16 protein-coding genes are annotated in these 16,447 nt (G+C 42.7%); 10 read left to right on the top strand and 6 right to left on the bottom strand.

From position 1 onward, the window contains the following. The first annotated feature begins 7 nt into the window (after window positions 1-7). Together CSQ79_RS10835 and CSQ79_RS10830 are read left to right on the top strand one after the other, a co-directional pair. Complete coding sequence (locus tag CSQ79_RS10835; RefSeq protein ID WP_289501021.1) at window positions 8-379, top strand: helix-turn-helix domain-containing protein; 372 nt, start codon at window positions 8-10, stop codon at window positions 377-379. 3 nt (window positions 380-382) lie between these two features. Beyond that, a complete protein-coding gene (locus CSQ79_RS10830) occupies window positions 383-925 on the top strand; it encodes an RES domain-containing protein (RefSeq protein ID WP_099701188.1) in 543 nt (180 codons plus the stop codon). Window positions 926-987: 62 nt separating this feature from the next. Here the strand turns inward: CSQ79_RS10830 and CSQ79_RS10825 are convergent, their stop codons facing one another. Next, window positions 988-2,472: an aminotransferase class I/II-fold pyridoxal phosphate-dependent enzyme gene (locus CSQ79_RS10825; protein ID WP_099701187.1), complete on the bottom strand. Its 1,485-nt coding sequence runs from the start codon at window positions 2,470-2,472 to the stop codon at window positions 988-990. A 173-nt stretch (window positions 2,473-2,645) separates the two neighbouring features. Here CSQ79_RS10825 and CSQ79_RS10820 point away from each other — a divergent pair, with 173 nt between their 5' ends. Both CSQ79_RS10820 and ychF read left to right on the top strand, forming a co-directional pair. Beyond that, window positions 2,646-2,861, top strand: a complete 216-nt coding sequence (locus CSQ79_RS10820) for a hypothetical protein (protein WP_099701186.1) — start codon at window positions 2,646-2,648, stop codon at window positions 2,859-2,861. 210 nt (window positions 2,862-3,071) lie between these two features. After that, entirely contained in the window at window positions 3,072-4,163 is a 1,092-nt protein-coding gene (ychF, locus tag CSQ79_RS10815; protein WP_099701185.1) for a redox-regulated ATPase YchF, read from the top strand. Between the two features lie 79 nt (window positions 4,164-4,242). Here the strand turns inward: ychF and CSQ79_RS10810 are convergent, their stop codons facing one another. Together CSQ79_RS10810 and CSQ79_RS10805 are read right to left on the bottom strand one after the other, a co-directional pair. Beyond that, a complete protein-coding gene (locus tag CSQ79_RS10810; RefSeq protein WP_143755451.1) occupies window positions 4,243-4,932 on the bottom strand; it encodes a hypothetical protein in 690 nt (229 codons plus the stop codon). 162 nt (window positions 4,933-5,094) lie between these two features. After that, window positions 5,095-7,815: a cation-translocating P-type ATPase gene (locus tag CSQ79_RS10805; protein WP_099701183.1), complete on the bottom strand. Its 2,721-nt coding sequence runs from the start codon at window positions 7,813-7,815 to the stop codon at window positions 5,095-5,097. 141 nt (window positions 7,816-7,956) lie between these two features. On the opposite strand from CSQ79_RS10805, the gene CSQ79_RS10800 reads away from it, so the two are divergent. Then, window positions 7,957-9,060, top strand: coding sequence for a P-loop NTPase family protein (locus CSQ79_RS10800; RefSeq protein ID WP_502693925.1), 1,104 nt, complete (start codon window positions 7,957-7,959; stop codon window positions 9,058-9,060). 4 nt (window positions 9,061-9,064) lie between these two features. On the opposite strand, the gene CSQ79_RS10795 is transcribed toward CSQ79_RS10800, so the two are convergent. Further along, entirely contained in the window at window positions 9,065-10,618 is a 1,554-nt protein-coding gene (locus CSQ79_RS10795; RefSeq protein WP_099701181.1) for a B12-binding domain-containing radical SAM protein, read from the bottom strand. Window positions 10,619-10,849: 231 nt separating this feature from the next. Then, complete coding sequence (locus CSQ79_RS10790; protein WP_099701180.1) at window positions 10,850-11,149, bottom strand: hypothetical protein; 300 nt, start codon at window positions 11,147-11,149, stop codon at window positions 10,850-10,852. Between the two features lie 76 nt (window positions 11,150-11,225). Here CSQ79_RS10790 and trpS point away from each other — a divergent pair, with 76 nt between their 5' ends. Next, window positions 11,226-12,233, top strand: a complete 1,008-nt coding sequence (gene trpS, locus CSQ79_RS10785; protein ID WP_099701179.1) for a tryptophan--tRNA ligase — start codon at window positions 11,226-11,228, stop codon at window positions 12,231-12,233. Between the two features lie 37 nt (window positions 12,234-12,270). After that, the gene (locus CSQ79_RS10780; protein WP_099701178.1) at window positions 12,271-13,212 is read left to right on the top strand and encodes a methylenetetrahydrofolate reductase; all 942 of its coding nucleotides are present in this window, start codon (window positions 12,271-12,273) and stop codon (window positions 13,210-13,212) included. Window positions 13,213-13,336: 124 nt separating this feature from the next. Here CSQ79_RS10780 and CSQ79_RS27665 read toward each other — a convergent pair whose 3' ends face one another. Continuing rightward, on the bottom strand, window positions 13,337-13,477 hold the full coding sequence (locus CSQ79_RS27665; RefSeq protein ID WP_289501019.1) for a hypothetical protein: 141 nt from the start codon (window positions 13,475-13,477) through the stop codon (window positions 13,337-13,339). A gap of 131 nt (window positions 13,478-13,608) precedes the next feature. On the opposite strand from CSQ79_RS27665, the gene modA reads away from it, so the two are divergent. The 3 genes from modA to CSQ79_RS10765 are packed head-to-tail and all read left to right on the top strand — an operon-like array spanning window position 13,609 to window position 16,164. Next, on the top strand, window positions 13,609-14,424 hold the full coding sequence (modA, locus tag CSQ79_RS10775) for a molybdate ABC transporter substrate-binding protein (RefSeq protein ID WP_099701177.1): 816 nt from the start codon (window positions 13,609-13,611) through the stop codon (window positions 14,422-14,424). Next, a complete protein-coding gene (gene modB / locus CSQ79_RS10770) occupies window positions 14,421-15,167 on the top strand; it encodes a molybdate ABC transporter permease subunit (RefSeq protein ID WP_099701176.1) in 747 nt (248 codons plus the stop codon). Before modA ends, modB begins: the two co-directional genes overlap by 4 nt. Next, complete coding sequence (locus CSQ79_RS10765; RefSeq protein WP_099701175.1) at window positions 15,100-16,164, top strand: sulfate/molybdate ABC transporter ATP-binding protein; 1,065 nt, start codon at window positions 15,100-15,102, stop codon at window positions 16,162-16,164. The genes modB and CSQ79_RS10765 overlap by 68 nt, the downstream gene beginning before the upstream one ends. The last annotated feature ends 283 nt before the right edge of the window (window positions 16,165-16,447 follow it).

Raw genomic sequence — 16,447 nt, 5'->3', positions numbered from 1 at the left:
CGTGGTTATGAAAACTAGCCAAAATATGTCAACACTTACCAACTACAGCCAACGGCTAAATCCACTTGATATTCGTCAAGGATTAGCTATTTCTCAGGAACGCATGAGTACGCTGCTGAAAGTCAGCACCAAAACAGTAACTCGCTGGGAAAAAGGAGAACGACGACCCAGCGATCGAGATACGCTGTCAAGGTTAGCCAAACTCAAAGAAATTAAAGAGTTAGGATTGATGGTTTATACTCCAGAAGGTTTAAAAGAATTTCTCAATACACCACTGCCAGTATTTAATGGACGATGCGCTTTAGAACTCCTGCAATTAGGTGAATACGAAACTGTCATTGGTACTTTAGCTGCTGATTATGAGGGAACGGGCTTTTAGATTATGCCCCTCCAAACTTATATTTCCTCGTGGACTGGATACGCTGTGCGGCATATACCTGATAACCCTGGTAAGACATACGACGTATACGACTTTAGATATTGCGGTCGGAGCAATGAAAATCGTTGGAATGTTGCTGGGGAACCAACACTGTATCTAGCAAAGGAAAAAGATGTCGCCTTAGCTGAATATGCGCGTCATTTCAAGGTCGATCGAACTCTGGGCTTAGCTAGCCAAACTCACCGTCGTCAGGTGTTTCGTTTTCGGGTTGAGTTAGAATACGTTCTTGATCTAACAAATCCCCAAGTTTGGACTGCACTTTCTTTGGAGAATGCGCCAGACTGTTTCAAGCACAAAACTATTGCTCGCTCAACTGCAAACTTCATTCGTAATACTACATCAACTCAAGCGATCGTTGTTCCTTCCATTGCCTTTCTCGATAATTTGGAGCAATGGTGTCTAGTCCTATTTTTGGAAAAATTACTGCCAGAAACACGCAAGTTTTTACCCTCTGTCGCAGCTGATGGATTCTTCCAAATTTCATGATTGAGGAGCGTGTAGGGTTTGAAATCTCCAAGTTTTAAGCATTGGAATGAATACTATAGTTATTATGCGATTTGTTCTTTTATTACTTTTATAGTACTTAAAGTATTATCAGCACAACCACTAATAAAGCCTCGCTGTGCCTGGATTTGTTGAAGATAATCTAAAGCTTGTAGGGTGATGATTTCTCCTGGCATCAAAACAGGAATTCCTGGAGGGTAAGGACAAATTAACTCTGCACAGATGCGATCGCAAGCCTTGACTATCGGTACACTCTCAGTAGCGGCAAAATATGCTTGTTGTGGCGAAATTTGCACAGTATAATCCATCATATAAAAAAGATTTTCCCACAAAGGCTTTTTACAAGTCAAGTGTTCTTTTTGATGTTGTTTAGATACCAAAATGAAAGCTTGCACTAGTTTTTCGATATCTTCTTGCGTGTTGCCCAAGGAAATAATAAATGTCAGGTTTTGTAATGAAGGTAATTCTGCGGTTACACCAAGTTGTTCATGCAAGATTTCATCTGCTTCAAAGCCTGTCAAGCCTAAATCTGAAACCGTTACCGTCAGCCGCGTTGGATCTAGATGACAAAAGCCAGGAGTAGATTTGCATTCTAAAACTAATAATCCAGGAATTTGATGAATTTGGGTACGCGCTTCTATAGCAAGCTGTAAAGTGCGTGACATTAGCTGTTTTCCTTGCAGTGCCATTTGTTGCCGTGCGGCATCGAGGGAAGCTAAAAGTAAATAACTAGGGCTTGTAGATTGCAGAAGTTGTAATGCTTTAGAAAGGCGATCGCGATCTATTCTACTGCCTTGGATGTGCAGCATCGATGCTTGAGTCATTGCCCCAAGAACTTTATGTGTTGATTGCACTGTTAAATCTGCACCAGCTGCCAATGCAGATATCGGTAGATCCGGATGAAATGCAAAGTGTCCGCCGTGGGCTTCGTCTACAAGTAAAGGAATATTGTGTTTGTGGGTAAGAGATGCGATCGCACCAATATCACCACACGCACCGTAATACGTTGGGTAAACAACCATCACAGCTTTCGCGTCAGGATGCTGTTGGAGTGCGATTGCAACACCTTCTGGAGTCACACTATGGGCAATATCTAGTGTTGAATCATATTCGGGATTAACAAACACAGGAATTGCACCGGAGAGAATTAAGCCTGCAATGCAAGATGAGTGTGCGTTACGCGGCAGAATGATTTTATCTCCTACACCACACGTAGCCAAGATTGCAGCTTCTACACCACACGTAGAACCATTAACTAAGAACCAAGTTTGTTCTGCACCAAAGGTATCTGCTGCTAATTCTTGGGCTTGCTGAATCACACCTTGAGGAGCAAACAAATTATCTAGTTCTGGAAGTTCTGGTAAATCGAACTTAAATACACTTGAATCGAAAGCATCAGCTAACTGTGAGGAAATACCTTGTCCTCGTTTGTGTCCTGGTGTATAAAAAGCTGCATGGTTTTTGTTAGTACATTCGCGTAAAGCATTTAATATTGGTAGGTTTGTTTGGTGTTGATCGGGAAAAGACATAAAAATAGTATTGTGATGATTTTATAGGGTAGAAACTCAAGCCTGCCCTACCCTTGATATGAGTTTTAGCCACTTAGTAAAGTATCAAGTCGCACTGGGTGTAGACACATAGATAGATGTAATAAATAGCAGTTGTTATTTAGGGTGGTATAGACAAATTCAATCGAGTTGCAATGATTAATCCTACTCCTAACCCTCTACCACAACCAGAAATTCCTACACCAATTCCCAATCCTTTGCCAGATCCCACACCACCGTCTCCTGCACCACAACCGACACCAGAACCGTCGCCACAACCAGTACCAAGTCCTATTCCTCAGCCTACACCAGGACCTGCACCACAGCCAGTACCTGCACCAATTCCCCAACCAATTCCTGAGCCAGTATAGATATCTTTTTGGATTTTAGACCCAATTGCATCAAAGCTTGAGCTACTTTTGAGTTTCTACGCACAACCCAAGTTTAGTTTGGATGTTGCATCATGATGTCGCTAGAAGCATTACGTTTCAGTATGCCCAGACTAAATTGAACTGCTAGAGACAATAATTAGCCAAACTTCGTTAAACTAGTTAAGCTGACCGTTCATCTGCAAAAAGTATATGCTCAGAGCCGGAATAGTAGGGCTACCCAACGTTGGTAAATCGACTTTGTTTAATGCTTTGGTTGCCAATGCCAAAGCGGAAGCTGCTAATTTCCCTTTCTGTACGATTGAACCTAATGTTGGTATCGTTTCAGTACCAGATGAACGGTTACAAGTTCTGGGAGATATTTCATCTTCGGCACAAATCGTACCAGCGCGAGTTGAGTTTGTTGACATTGCTGGTTTAGTGAAAGGTGCAAGCCAAGGCGAAGGTTTAGGCAATCAGTTTCTTTCCCATATTCGTGAAGTTGATGCGATCGCTCATGTCGTCCGTTGTTTTGAAAACGACGATATTATTCACGTCGCAGGTTCAGTTGATCCTAAACGAGATATTGAAATTATTAATTTAGAACTTGCGTTAGCAGATTTGGCTCAAATAGAAAAACGTATTGAACGCACAAAAAAGCAAGCGCGTACAAGTAAAGACGCTCAATTTGAAGTTACCGTTTTAGAAAAACTAAGTGCTGCATTGAACGAAGGCAAATCTGTACGTCAAATTGATTTAACTGAAGAAGAAGCCGCAACAATTAAAGGACTTGGATTACTTAGCGGTAAACCAATTATTTATGCTGCAAATGTCTCGGAAGATGACTTAGCAACAGGTAACGAATATGTCGAGCAAGTGCGGCAAATTGCTTCCCAAGAGAATGCTCAAGTTGTGATTGTGTCTGCCCAAGTTGAAGCTGAATTAGTAGAATTACCTGAAGAAGATAAAGCTGAGTTTCTCGCATCGTTAGGAGTCGAAGAAGGCGGATTAAAATCACTTATTCGCGCAACTTATGAACTTTTAGGATTGCGCACATATTTTACTTCAGGACCTAAAGAAACTCGCGCTTGGACAATTCATGCGGGTATGTCAGCGCCCCAAGCCGCAGGTGTCATTCACTCTGATTTTGAACGCGGATTTATTCGGGCAGAAACAGTTGCTTACAAAGATTTAGTCGCGACTGGATCGATGAATGCAGCAAAAGAAAAAGGCTTAGTTCGGAGTGAAGGAAAAGAGTATGTTGTCCAAGAAGGCGACGTGATGCTATTTCGATTTAATGTGTAATAGTTACTAAAGTGTACACAGCAGCAAACTCTTAGTCAGCGTTTTATTTGTTAAGTTTACCTTTCTGGACTTTATTTATCTAAGTGCGATCGCTTTTCTCAGAAGGATCTCTGCTACTATTATTACTGATTGATGCTGAATAATCTGTAGTAGCCATAGACTCGATTTTGTCTAAATATTGCTTGCCATGTTCAGTAATTCTTAGATGTTCTTTTAAATCTCCACGTTCTGGCATATGAGAAATTGTTTTTCCAGGCATATTCTCAACAAAGCCTAATGCGCGCAGATGTCTGAGTTCGCGTTCAAATGAGGGTTGTCTTTTATAATTAAAGGGAGTATCACTTGCTAGCTTACGCAGGTGCTTTAGCTCATAGTCATCAAGCAAGTTCTGGCTTAATAGATGAGAATCTTTTCTATTTTCAGCGAGTTGAGCTTCTAGTAAAGTTAAGCGCTGAAGGATATTTGTCACAGCTTCAATATTAGCTTTATTAGTTTCAATATTGTCTCTTTGATTCTTTTGTTCAGCCTGAATTTGATCGAGTTCAAATGTGATACCATCTTTATTAATTCCAAGTTTTCTAAGACGTTCGAGTAATTCGGAATTAATTAATAAGATAATTGTAAAAATGATGATCTCGGTTAGTTCAAATCTTGTGCGTATCCAACCGAAAGGAATTGCCAGCAAGTAGAAAAGACTGAAGCAAGTAACAACAACTAATAGAAACGAATCCCACTTACTTTGATTGATGAATTGTCGCATCCTTGTCATGGCGAGTTCCACCTAGTGAAATTGAATATTGCGGTGTAAGGGATGGATACAGCACCCATCAACGACATTTCGGAAAAACGATGTGATATTTAAAGTAAAAGCAAAAAGAGGGTTTCGTCCCTCTTCTGTTAACGCGCGATCGCCAATGACATCAGAGTATACTTAGTTTGGTGGATCGAGACGGTTGACAAATATTGACCAAGGAATCATTGGTAAACCAACAGCAAGACAGAATAGCCAATGATGAAAATCGAGAGGCGCGGTTGAGAAGATAGTATTAATGATTGGTAGGTAACAGAAGACGATTTGCAAAATAATCGCACCAATAATGCCAAATGCGATCGCAGGAATATCAACTTCTGCCGCTGTACCCTTAATTTTAGCCATCAAATTCGGTACTAACTGACTCAAACTTAAAAGATAAAAAATCCTGCCAGCAATGAGTGAATTGATTGCCATAGTTCGCGCTAAATTGATGTCTCCCGTCGTTGCCCGAATATATTCAAAAACCCCAAAGATGACAATCCAATTAAACAGCGAAATTGCCAAAATCCGCTGAACCCGACTTTTTGAAAGTAAAGCTTCGTTAGGGCGACGCGGTGGCTGTTGCATGACATTGCGCGATTTCGGCTCAAACGCTAAAGGCACAGTCATCGCAATCGAGTTGATCACGTTCAACCAGAGAATTTGCAACGATAAAATTGGTAAATCGCGTGCTAGTAAGGTACTGAGTAAAATTGTCATTGATTCTCCTCCGTTGACAGGGAGAATAAAGCACATCGCTTTGACGATATTTTTGTATACTGCACGTCCTTCTTCTACCGCCGCTGCGATCGAAGCAAAGTTATCATCAGTCAGCAACATATCTGCGGCTTCTTTGGCAACTTCTGTACCAGCGCCCCCCATTGCAATGCCAATATCGGCTTGTTTGAGTGCGGGTGCATCGTTGACACCATCACCTGTCATCGCGACAATTTCACCTCGCGATTGCAGCGCTTCGACTAAACGTAACTTTTGTTCGGGTGCAACGCGGGCAAAGACAACTCCTTCTTCAGCAACCGCCGCGAGTTCGCGCTGATCCATTGCCGCAAGTTGAGCGCCTGTAAATGCTTTGACTGCACCATCTTTATTGATGCCCATGCGGGATGCGATCGCACTCGCCGTCACCGCATGATCGCCCGTAATCATCTTCACTTGAATTCCAGCTTGTTGGCAGGCTTGCACCGCCTTAATTGCCTCAGCACGGGGCGGATCGATCATCCCTTGCAATCCCAGAAAAATTAACCCGCTATCGATATCTGAGTGTTTTAGTGTCGAGATGGATACAGTTTTTTTTGCCAAAGCCAACACGCGCAATCCTTGTCGTGCCATTTTCTCCACTTCTTGATGCACAGTCTGTGGATGTAAAAATGTTAACTTTCCTTGTGGATCTAATTGCTGTTTGCAGCGCTTAAGAATTGCCTCTACCGAACCTTTAACATAGACGACTTTCCCTGACTGCTGTTGGTGCAACGTTGCCATATATTGAAATTCTGATTCAAAGGGAATGACATCAACTCTTGGCATTTCTTGTTCCAACGCTGAATGAAATAAATTTGCTTTATTGCCAGCCGCAATCAACGCCCCCTCTGTCGGATCTCCAACAACAACCCATTGATGATTTTTAACTTCTAAATGCGAGTCATTACATAACAATCCAGCAATCAAACATTCTTGTAAGGCAATGTTCGATAGAACCTCTGATCCTTGCGCATCTACTGCTAAAATTTCTCCTTCAGGACTGTACCCGTTACCTGTGAGTGCATATCGTTTGTCTCCTGCATAGATAGCTTGCACCGTCATCTGGTTTTCGGTCAATGTACCAGTTTTATCCGAACAAATGATTGTCGCGCTTCCTAATGCTTCAACTGCTGGTAGTTTGCGAACAATTGCATGACGTCGCGCCATCCGCGAGACTCCAATCGCCAACGTTACGGTAACGACTGCGGGTAATCCTTCCGGAATCGAGCCAACGATTAACGCTACTGTAGCTTCGATCGCTTCACGCCACGGTTTAGTTTGCCAGCCAACAAGTAAAGTCAGTGTCGCTAGCCCCAATACCAGGTATAACCATGTATGGCTGAATTTTTCGAGTTTTCGGCTTAGTGGTGTAGATAAATCCGTTTTTTGCTCAAGTAGCTGCGAAATCCGCCCTGTTTCAGTCGCATTACCTGTCGCTACAACAACTCCCGTTGCTTGTCCAAATGTAACAAAACCTCCCGCGTATGCCATATTACGGCGTTCGGCTAATAAAGTTTCGCTTGTGAGAACGTGCGGCTGTTTTTCCACTGCAACAGATTCTCCTGTCAGCGCAGATTCATCAATTTGCACATTGCGAACTTGAATCAGCCGTAAATCTGCGGGGACTTTGTCGCCAGAAGTGAGTAACACAATATCCCCAGGAACTAACTCACGTGATGCAACTCGTAATTTTTCCCCGTCACGAATCACGGTTGCTTCGGTGGTTATTGACTGCGCTAGGGCGGCGATTGCTCCTTCGGCTTTCGATTCTTGAACGTATCCAATAATCGCGTTGGTTGTCGTCACACCCCAAATCACAGCCGCGTTAACAAATTCGCCAATGATGGCTTTGGTTGCCCCTGCCGCAATTAAGATGTAGAGCAATGGTTGGTTGTATTGCAACAGAAACTTTAACCACCAAGGTTTTTGCTTTTTTGCTGTCAGTTCGTTTGCCCCAAACCTTGCTAAACGTTGCTTGGCTTCGGTGTTACTCAATCCTTGTGCAGCGTCCGTTTCAAGAATTGCGATCGCTTGCTCAATCTCCAAAGCGTGCCAAACTGGGGACTGCTGCTGTAGCAGTCTCGGCGCTAGCGTCTGCGTCATATTTCTTAATCAATTGTTAAGTGCTATCTAATATTTAGCACTAATAAATAGTGTTTTACTAAAAACTACACTAATGGTTTTTAATGGTAACTATAGATTGCCTTCGAGTTGGTGGAAAATTTCACCAGTTAGCTTTGTTCTATCCAAAATTGGTACAGGTGCGTGAATGTAGTAAATGTGTCTACTTCGATAGAAATCATTGGGCGTTCGGCTCAATTTCAACAGATTGTGGAAGTTCTCGCCCGCGATGGAGATCTCTTGATTGCGGGAGTACCAGGGTGTGGAAGACGGACGTTGGTAAGAACTGCGGCTTTAGAAGTAGGAGCGATCGCTTTAGAAATAGATTGCATCCGCGCGATCGCAGGAAGGCAATTCATCGAATTACTCGCAGAAGCAATTAGTCAAAACTTTGACTCGACGCTACTGCAAACGTGGGTTAACACAATTGCCAAAGATTTGTTTACAGTTCACATCACCGACAACAGCACTCACCTGAAACTCGCACCTGCGGTAACACCAAAGCAGCTATGGCAAGCCTTTGAAAGATTAATTCAGCTACCGCAACTTTTAGCCGAAGTCGTTAATAAACGTGTTGTGCTGATTTTACAGAGTTTTCCGCACCTCCGCTCATGGGATCGCAATAGTGAATGGGAAAACACGCTAAGGCGAGAAATTAAGTTACAGACGCGAGTCAGCTACGTACTCATTGCTACAATTGCAGAAATTACGCATACCGAATACCCGCTAGAAGTTGTCGAACTTACTCCTTTAGCAGATGATGTGTTGGCAGTATGGGCAAGAGAAATTTTACATACCCAGGGGCTAACATTTGATTCACGATCGCAAGCGATAGACGTTTTCATTGATGCAGTTCAAGGACACATTGGCGATGCGATGACACTGATTCGTCGCCTTGTCAGCCGTCGTACCGATGAGTTCATTGGCGATGAACAAGTACATCAAGTAATTCAAGAGTTATTACAGGATTTGTCAATCACCTTCGAGTCATTACTCATGCTTTTACCTGCAAGTCAAGTGCAACTTTTAGAATGTCTTGCGTTAGATCCTACAAGTAAACCACAAAGCCGAGAGTATATTCAAAAACACGGGCTTTCTCGTGGTGGAAGTCTACAAGGTGCATTGATAGGATTACAGCAAAAAGGCTTGATCTACGGTTCTGAACAGAATTATCGTTTAGCACTTCCCTTTTTCGCTTTATGGCTGCGTCAACGTTTAAGCGAGTAAACAATTAGCTAACAGCTAATAACTCCTGTTGCTTTGCTTGTTTGATTGTACTCAGTTGTACTTGCAATTGTTCTCGCACTTGGTAGCGGTAGTGGAAAAAGTGTTCGCCTGCACCTAAGGCAACTAAGTAATCATATACCAGACGTGGTTTTGTCAGTGCGATCGCCCCTAATTGCCACCAAAAACGAAATCGCGTCGAACGCAACAAACCCTGTCGCCAACAAAGCGCAGCAAATAACTGCAATTCAGTCATTGTTACTGGGCGTTTTGTTTTACCCCGCCAGCCATTCATCATCCGAAAGTGACGAAACGTACGTTTCAAATATGGCATTGGTTCATAAATATTCCAGAAGGCATCGATATATTCTTCCGTTAACTCTTCTACCGGACGAGTCGGCACAAAATTCATAATTGCACCTTGGTGAATCGTCCCTAAACCGTCAACTAGTCGCCCTTCTTTTTGCAGGCGATTCCACATTGCTGTATTTTGTAATGCTTGCAATAAACTAAATTGACACTGTGGAATTCCTGTTTCTTCAATGAATGTTTGAATTCGTTTTCCTGCACCAGGACGTTCGTTATCAAATCCCATAATAAAACCAGACATAATTTGCAGTCCGGCACGGGTAATTTTATGACAAGATTCAATCAAATCTTGACGAGTATTTTGTAATTTATGAATGCCTACTAAACTATCTGTATCCGGAGTTTCAATCCCCATAAACACCATAGTAAAACCAGCTTTTACCATGAGTTCAACTAATTCATCATCTTCAGCTAAATTTAGCGAAGCTTCAGTTAATAAAATGAAGGGATAATCATGCGCTTCCATCCACGGAATCAATGCCTTTAAAAATACTTTTGCATTCCGTTTATTGCCAATAAAATTATCATCAACAACAAATACGTATCGCCGCCAACCCAAGTCATAAAGAACTTGAAATTCTTGCAACATTTGCTCTGGGGTTTTTGTGCGAGGCTTGCGTCCGTACAAGTTAATAATGTCACAGAATTCGCACTGAAAAGGACAACCACGGGAAAACTGAACTGTAACTGCTAAGTAGGCGTTTAAATCAAGTAAGTCGTACCGTGCAATTGGTGTTTGCGTTACATCAGGTTTTTCTGGCGATCGGAATATCCCACAGGCTTCGCCACGTGCTAAAGCTTCTAAAAACATGGGAATTGTGCATTCCCCTTCATCCAAAATAAGATAATGCGCTCCTGCATCTAATGCAATCTTTGGTACAGATGTCGGGTATGGACCACCTACAGCAACTTTCTTCCCTAACGCAACCCCTTTTTGGATGAGTTCGCGAAAGTCTTGTTTTTGGATAATCATTGCTGATATGATGACCAAGTCGCACCAAGCCCAGTCATCCTCCGTTTCAAAGCGGATATTGCGGTCTACAAAGCGAATTTCCCACTCAGCTGGCAACATTGCGGCGATCGTAATTAAACCAAGCGGTGGATTTGTTGAGCGCAAACCTGCTAAATTTAATGTTTCCTGGTACGACCAGAAAGAATTAGGCATAACGGGCCATAGCAGTAATGCTTTCATGGGCACGTACTCCAAATTGGCAAAGAATGTTGAAGGGATATAGTCCCTGCATGGGGGATCAATTACCTAAACTTACTGCCACTGGTGTCAAAAAGTACTAAAAATTCACCAATATCAATATTTATAAAAATTTGTTCATGAAGTGTGGTGAGTGGCTAGTTTTGAGTTTTGAATTATGAGTTTTGAGTAGATAGAAAAAAGTATTCCCCTCTGCTTCCTCTGCTCTCTTCTCTACATCTCCTGCATCAGACGTAAGTAATTTTGGCGTAATTGTGCCATATTTTCCATCATCCGGTTACTTAAGTCTTTTTCTACGTTGCTCATCTCGTGCCAAAACTCTGCTGAACGTCGTGCAGCAATAACATCTTGCCAGAGTATATCCATCAATTCTGCTGCTTGGGGGTTTGTTGCTGCGATACCATCACGCAGTTGGGTAAATTCTTCATTTGCTTGAGCATGGGTAGAAACTTCTTGCGCTAATTTGAGGCATTGGCGCAGCAGAGTCATCGGATTTGGGGAAGATTGAGTCATAATTGGAAACTAGTAACTAAAAAGATACCTACTATAATTTTTGGGCAGTTATTGCGTAAACAATCAATTAAAATCAATGGCTAAGCAGCGCGTTCTATCTGGGATTCAATCAACTGGTAATTTACACTTAGGTAATTATCTAGGTGCAATTCGCAATTGGGTAGAAGGGCAAAGCGAATACGAGAACTTCTTATTCATAGCAGACTTACACGCTATAACCGTACCGCACGATCCAGCAACACTAGCAACTAATACGTATAATATGGCTGCTATATATCTGGCGAGTGGTCTTGACATAAATCATTCGACTATATTTGTCCAATCCCACATTTGCGCCCATAGTGAGTTGACATGGCTACTCAATTGCATTACGCCCTTGAACTGGCTGCAAGACATGATCCAGTTTAAGGAAAAGGCAATCAAGCAAGGAGAAAATGTCAGTACAGGCTTACTTGATTATCCCGTATTAATGGCAGCAGATATTTTGCTGTATCAAGCAGATAAAGTACCTGTCGGTGAGGATCAAAAGCAACACTTAGAACTTACCCGCGATATTGCAGCGCGGTTCAACTATCAATTTGCCAGAGAAAATCCAGTACTTAAGTTACCAGATCCACTCATTCGCAAAGAAGGTGCGCGGGTGATGAGTTTGACAGATGGTACGCGCAAAATGTCTAAATCCGATCCGTCAGATGCTAGTCGGATTAATTTACTCGATACTCCAGAACAAATTCAACAAAAGATTAAGCGCTGTAAAACTGATCCAATCAAGGGTTTAACGTTTGATGACCCAGAACGCCCTGAATGTCATAATTTGTTAACACTCTATATGCTGCTTTCGGGCAAGTCAAAGCAAGAAGTTGCGGCTGAGTGTCAAGATATGGGCTGGGGACAATTTAAACCGCTACTCGCAGAAACAGCGATCGCAGCCCTTAAACCAATCCAAGACAAATATCATGCAGTCATGAACGATAAAGGCTATTTAGAGTCGGTCTTACGTTCAGGACGAGAAAAAGCAGAAGCGATCGCGAACCAAACCCTGAACAAAGTGAAATCATCTTTGGGCTATTCTATGCCAGTGTAATTGCTAGAAAAATATAAAATTTAATTTGCACGATCTAATGCTAAATAATTTAAACGGAACTTCTTTAAACTCATTACGCACTGCCATTATTCAGGGTGACTTTTTAATCACGGCTGAAGTTGCACCACCCAAAGGTAGCAATCCAGCGCATATGGTGCAAATGGCACAACAACTCAAAGATCGCGTCCACGCGGTGAATATTACTGATGGTAGTAGGGCAGTGCTGCGGATGTCTTCGCTAGCGGCTTCGGTGATATTGTTACAGTACGGAATTGAGCCAATTTGTCAAATTGCCTGTCGCGATCGCAACCGTATTGGACTCCAAGCAGATCTTATGGGTGCTTATGCTCTCGGCATCCGCAATATTTTAGCGCTCACGGGCGACCCTGTAAAAGCAGGCGATCATGTAGATGCCAAAAGTGTGTTTGACCTCGAATCTATCCGACTGCTCAAATTAATTCATAAAATGAACTCTGGGATGGATTGTTGCGATCAACCTCTCACTGATGGTGCAACAGATTTATTTCCTGGTGCAGCAGTCGATCCACAACTCGCAAGCTGGTCAGGGTTACAAAGTCGATTTGACCGTAAACTTGAAGCTGGGGCGCAGTTTTTCCAAAGTCAACTCATTACAGATTTTGATCGTCTAGAAAAATTTATGGATAAAATCGCCAATGGCTGTGGTAAGCCAATCATGGCGGGTATCTTTTTATTAAAATCTGCTAAAAATGCCCAATTTATTAATCGCTGTGTTCCTGGAGTCAATATTCCACAACATATTATTGACCGTTTAGAACAAGCGCAAGATCCTCTCCAAGAAGGAGTCAAAATTGCAGCAGAGCAAGTCCAAATCGCTCGCGAATTATGTCAAGGTGTCCATATGATGGCAGTTAAGCGCGAAGATTTGATTCCACAAATTTTAGACTTAGCTGGTGTTGCACCAGTCAAAAAAGAGCCTGTCATGTCAATGACAACATAAGCACAATAGAACGAACTTTTAGGTAGGCGATCTGAAGTTAACATGAATTAAATTGGCTAGCGCGATCGCCTCCTTATATTTAGATGCCGCATCAATTGTGACAAATTGGAGCAAAAAAATTTACTTAGCCCGTGGCAACGAGGGCGATCGCGCTATAAAATAGCTCCAGCAACAAAGGCTTTGACATTGCCTTTAAGAGAACTACGAGCCTCATTTCCATAGCTATACGTTGATTGTTCCAAGCTTGAGCAATACATATTTGCATTTGCACCTGCTAGCCATTAACTGTGAACAACTGTGGCACTGCTAAGTAGAACATAAAATTATGCAAGTATATTGGCATTGTATAGATAATACTTGCCTTGTCTGCAGTGATAGCGACATTGTGAGCAAATCATGAAAAAGCACTTGTGGTTTTTAGTTCTCGCTCTCATCGGTTGTTTAACAGCATGTGGAGTTTCTACTGTCAGTACGCCTACTTTAGTGACTTCTCCCTCACCTCCGGCTGAGACAATCTCCTTGACTGTGTCCGCAGCCGCAGATTTAAACGACGTCTTTCCAGAGATTGGTAAGCTGTGGGAACAAGAAACAGGAAATCAGGTAACGTTTAACTTGGGATCAACAGGGCAACTTGCCCAGCAAATTGAGCGGGGTGCACCTGTCGATTTGTTTGCAGCAGCTAATAAGCAATTTGTCAATGATTTAGACCAAAAAGGATTAATTCTACCAGAAACAAAGGCATTGTACGGGATAGGACGCATTACACTTTGGCACAGAGAAGATAGCCCCCTGAATATTCAAAACATCAAAGACTTAACTCAACCGCAGATTCAGCGAGTCGCGATCGCCAATCCCAACCACGCACCCTATGGTGTCGCAGCACAAGAAGCCCTGCAATCGGCAGGCATTTGGGAAGAACTGCAACCGAAGCTTGTTTTTGGAGAAAATATCAGACAAACACAGCAATATGCAGAAACAGGAAATGCAGATATCGCGATCGCCGCGCTTTCCATCAGTATCAATAAACCAGGCAAGTGGATTTTGCTTCCTGCCAATTTACATCAACCACTCGAACAAATGCTAGCAGTTCCCAAAAATGCCCGTCATCCAGAGGTAGCCAAGCAATTCGCCGCTTTTATCAATGGCGAACAGGGAAGACCTTTGATGCGCAAATATGGCTTTGTTTTACCAGGAGAGGAACCGTTATCATGATCTGGCAGCCGTTTATTTTGTCTTTGCAAGTCACAATCGTTGCCAGCATTTTGATTCTGGTATTTGGTCTAAGCATAGGAATCTTGCTGGCAAGAAAACAATTTTCAGGGCAGATTATTGTTTCCACACTGCTGAATTTGCCGTTAGTATTGCCACCGAGTGTCGTAGGCTATTTCTTGTTGCTGGTATTGGGAAGAGGCAGCCCGATCAAAGAATGGTTTGGTATTGATTTATTATTTACCTGGCAAGCTGGAGCGATCGCCTCTGCTATTGTCGCATTTCCTTTAATGGTTGAATCAACCAGAGCCGCGATCGCCAATGTCGATCCTGAATTAGAAGCAGCAGCCCGTACCCTCGGTTCAACAGAACTAGAAGTCCTCTGGCGGATTGCAATTCCTGTGGCTTATCGAGGCATTTTAGCTGGATTTGGGTTGAGTGTGGCGCGAGGACTCGGAGAATTTGGAGCCACCTTAATGGTTGCAGGTAGTATCCCTGGAAGAACGCAAACATTGCCCTTAGCTATCTATGATGCAGTACAAATGCAACGGTATGAATTAGCAAACATCATGGTGCTCATCATGAGTGCGATCGCCTTTGCTTTGCTTTGGTGGGTGCGATATCTAGAATCACAACAACCCCAGAGTCAACAACAGCACAAGAAACTGCAAGCATTCAATGCAACTCATCGTCGATATTCAAAAGCAACTTCCCAGTTATTCTCTAGCAGTCGCTTTTACCGTTGAGCGAGAAGTGCTAGGAATTTTAGGTAGTTCGGGTTCAGGCAAAAGTATGACCCTCCGCTGTATTGCAGGAATTGAAACACCCACCAGTGGAGTCATCGTGCTAAATGACCGGATTTTATATGACTCCCGTAAGGGAATTAATCTGCCTAGTCGCGATCGCCGCGTCGGTTTCCTTTTTCAAAACTATGCTCTGTTTCCTCATCTTACTATTGCCCAAAACATTGCCTATGGTCTAAAAGGCTTATCTAAGAAGTTGCAAGCGAAACACGTCGCCACTCAAATAGAACAGGTCAAACTAGTAGGATTTGAGCATCGCTATCCCTATCAGCTATCTGGTGGACAACAACAACGGGTGGCGCTAGCTAGAGCATTAGCAACTCATCCAGAAATTTTGCTATTAGATGAGCCATTTTCTGCCCTTGACACTCATTTACGCAGCGAACTAGAAAAGCAATTGATTAAAACCTTGTCTAGCTACCAAGGATTAACTTTATTTGTCAGCCATAATCTAGAGGAAGCTTACCGAATTTGCCAGAAATTAATTGTTCTCTCTGCTGGTAAGATTGTTGCGGATGGACATAAACAAACCGTTTTTGAAAACCCTAACACACTAACTGTTGCCCAACTAACAGGCTGTAAAAATATTTCGAGAATTCAACTGATAGACTTTCAGACACTTCAAGCGCTGGATTGGAACTGTACCCTTAAATCCCCTGAACCTATGTCTTCGCTGCATACCCATGTGGGTATTCGTGCCCATCAAATTACCTTTCCAGATCAACATCAGGAAAATACGTTTCCCTGTTGGTTAGTTTGGACAAGTGAAACGCCCCATCGTATGACTTTGTATCTGAAGTTGCAAGAACCACCTATTAACACAGACGATTATAACCTTCAGGCAGAAGTCTTTAAGGACAATTGGGAACGCCTGAAAGTCCGTCCCTTACCGTGGTTTGCTTGCCTAGATTCACGTCGATTATTTTTACTCAACGATTGACACAACCGTTACAATCCGCGTAAAGAATTCATTAGACTTCCTGCGGGAATACCTGAAACATCTCTTGAGATTCTAGCCTACGGCAACGCTGCGCGAACACTCCACTGCGTGGAACCTGCCCTTGAGCGCCAGCGAAGGGTTCAGAATGACAAGGGTAGTTTTTCGATTCATGCAGGAGGTCTATTATTGAGTTATCAACAATAACCATTGATAGCTTTCAGCCTATGTGAAATCTGGTAATGTAAATGCAGGTTTGGGTAACAGATGCCAAAACTACTTATGT

The sequence above is a fragment of the Gloeocapsopsis sp. IPPAS B-1203 genome, assembly GCF_002749975.1.
Taxonomy (GTDB): domain Bacteria; phylum Cyanobacteriota; class Cyanobacteriia; order Cyanobacteriales; family Chroococcidiopsidaceae; genus Gloeocapsopsis.
This window is presented reverse-complemented; position numbering and strand designations above follow the sequence as displayed.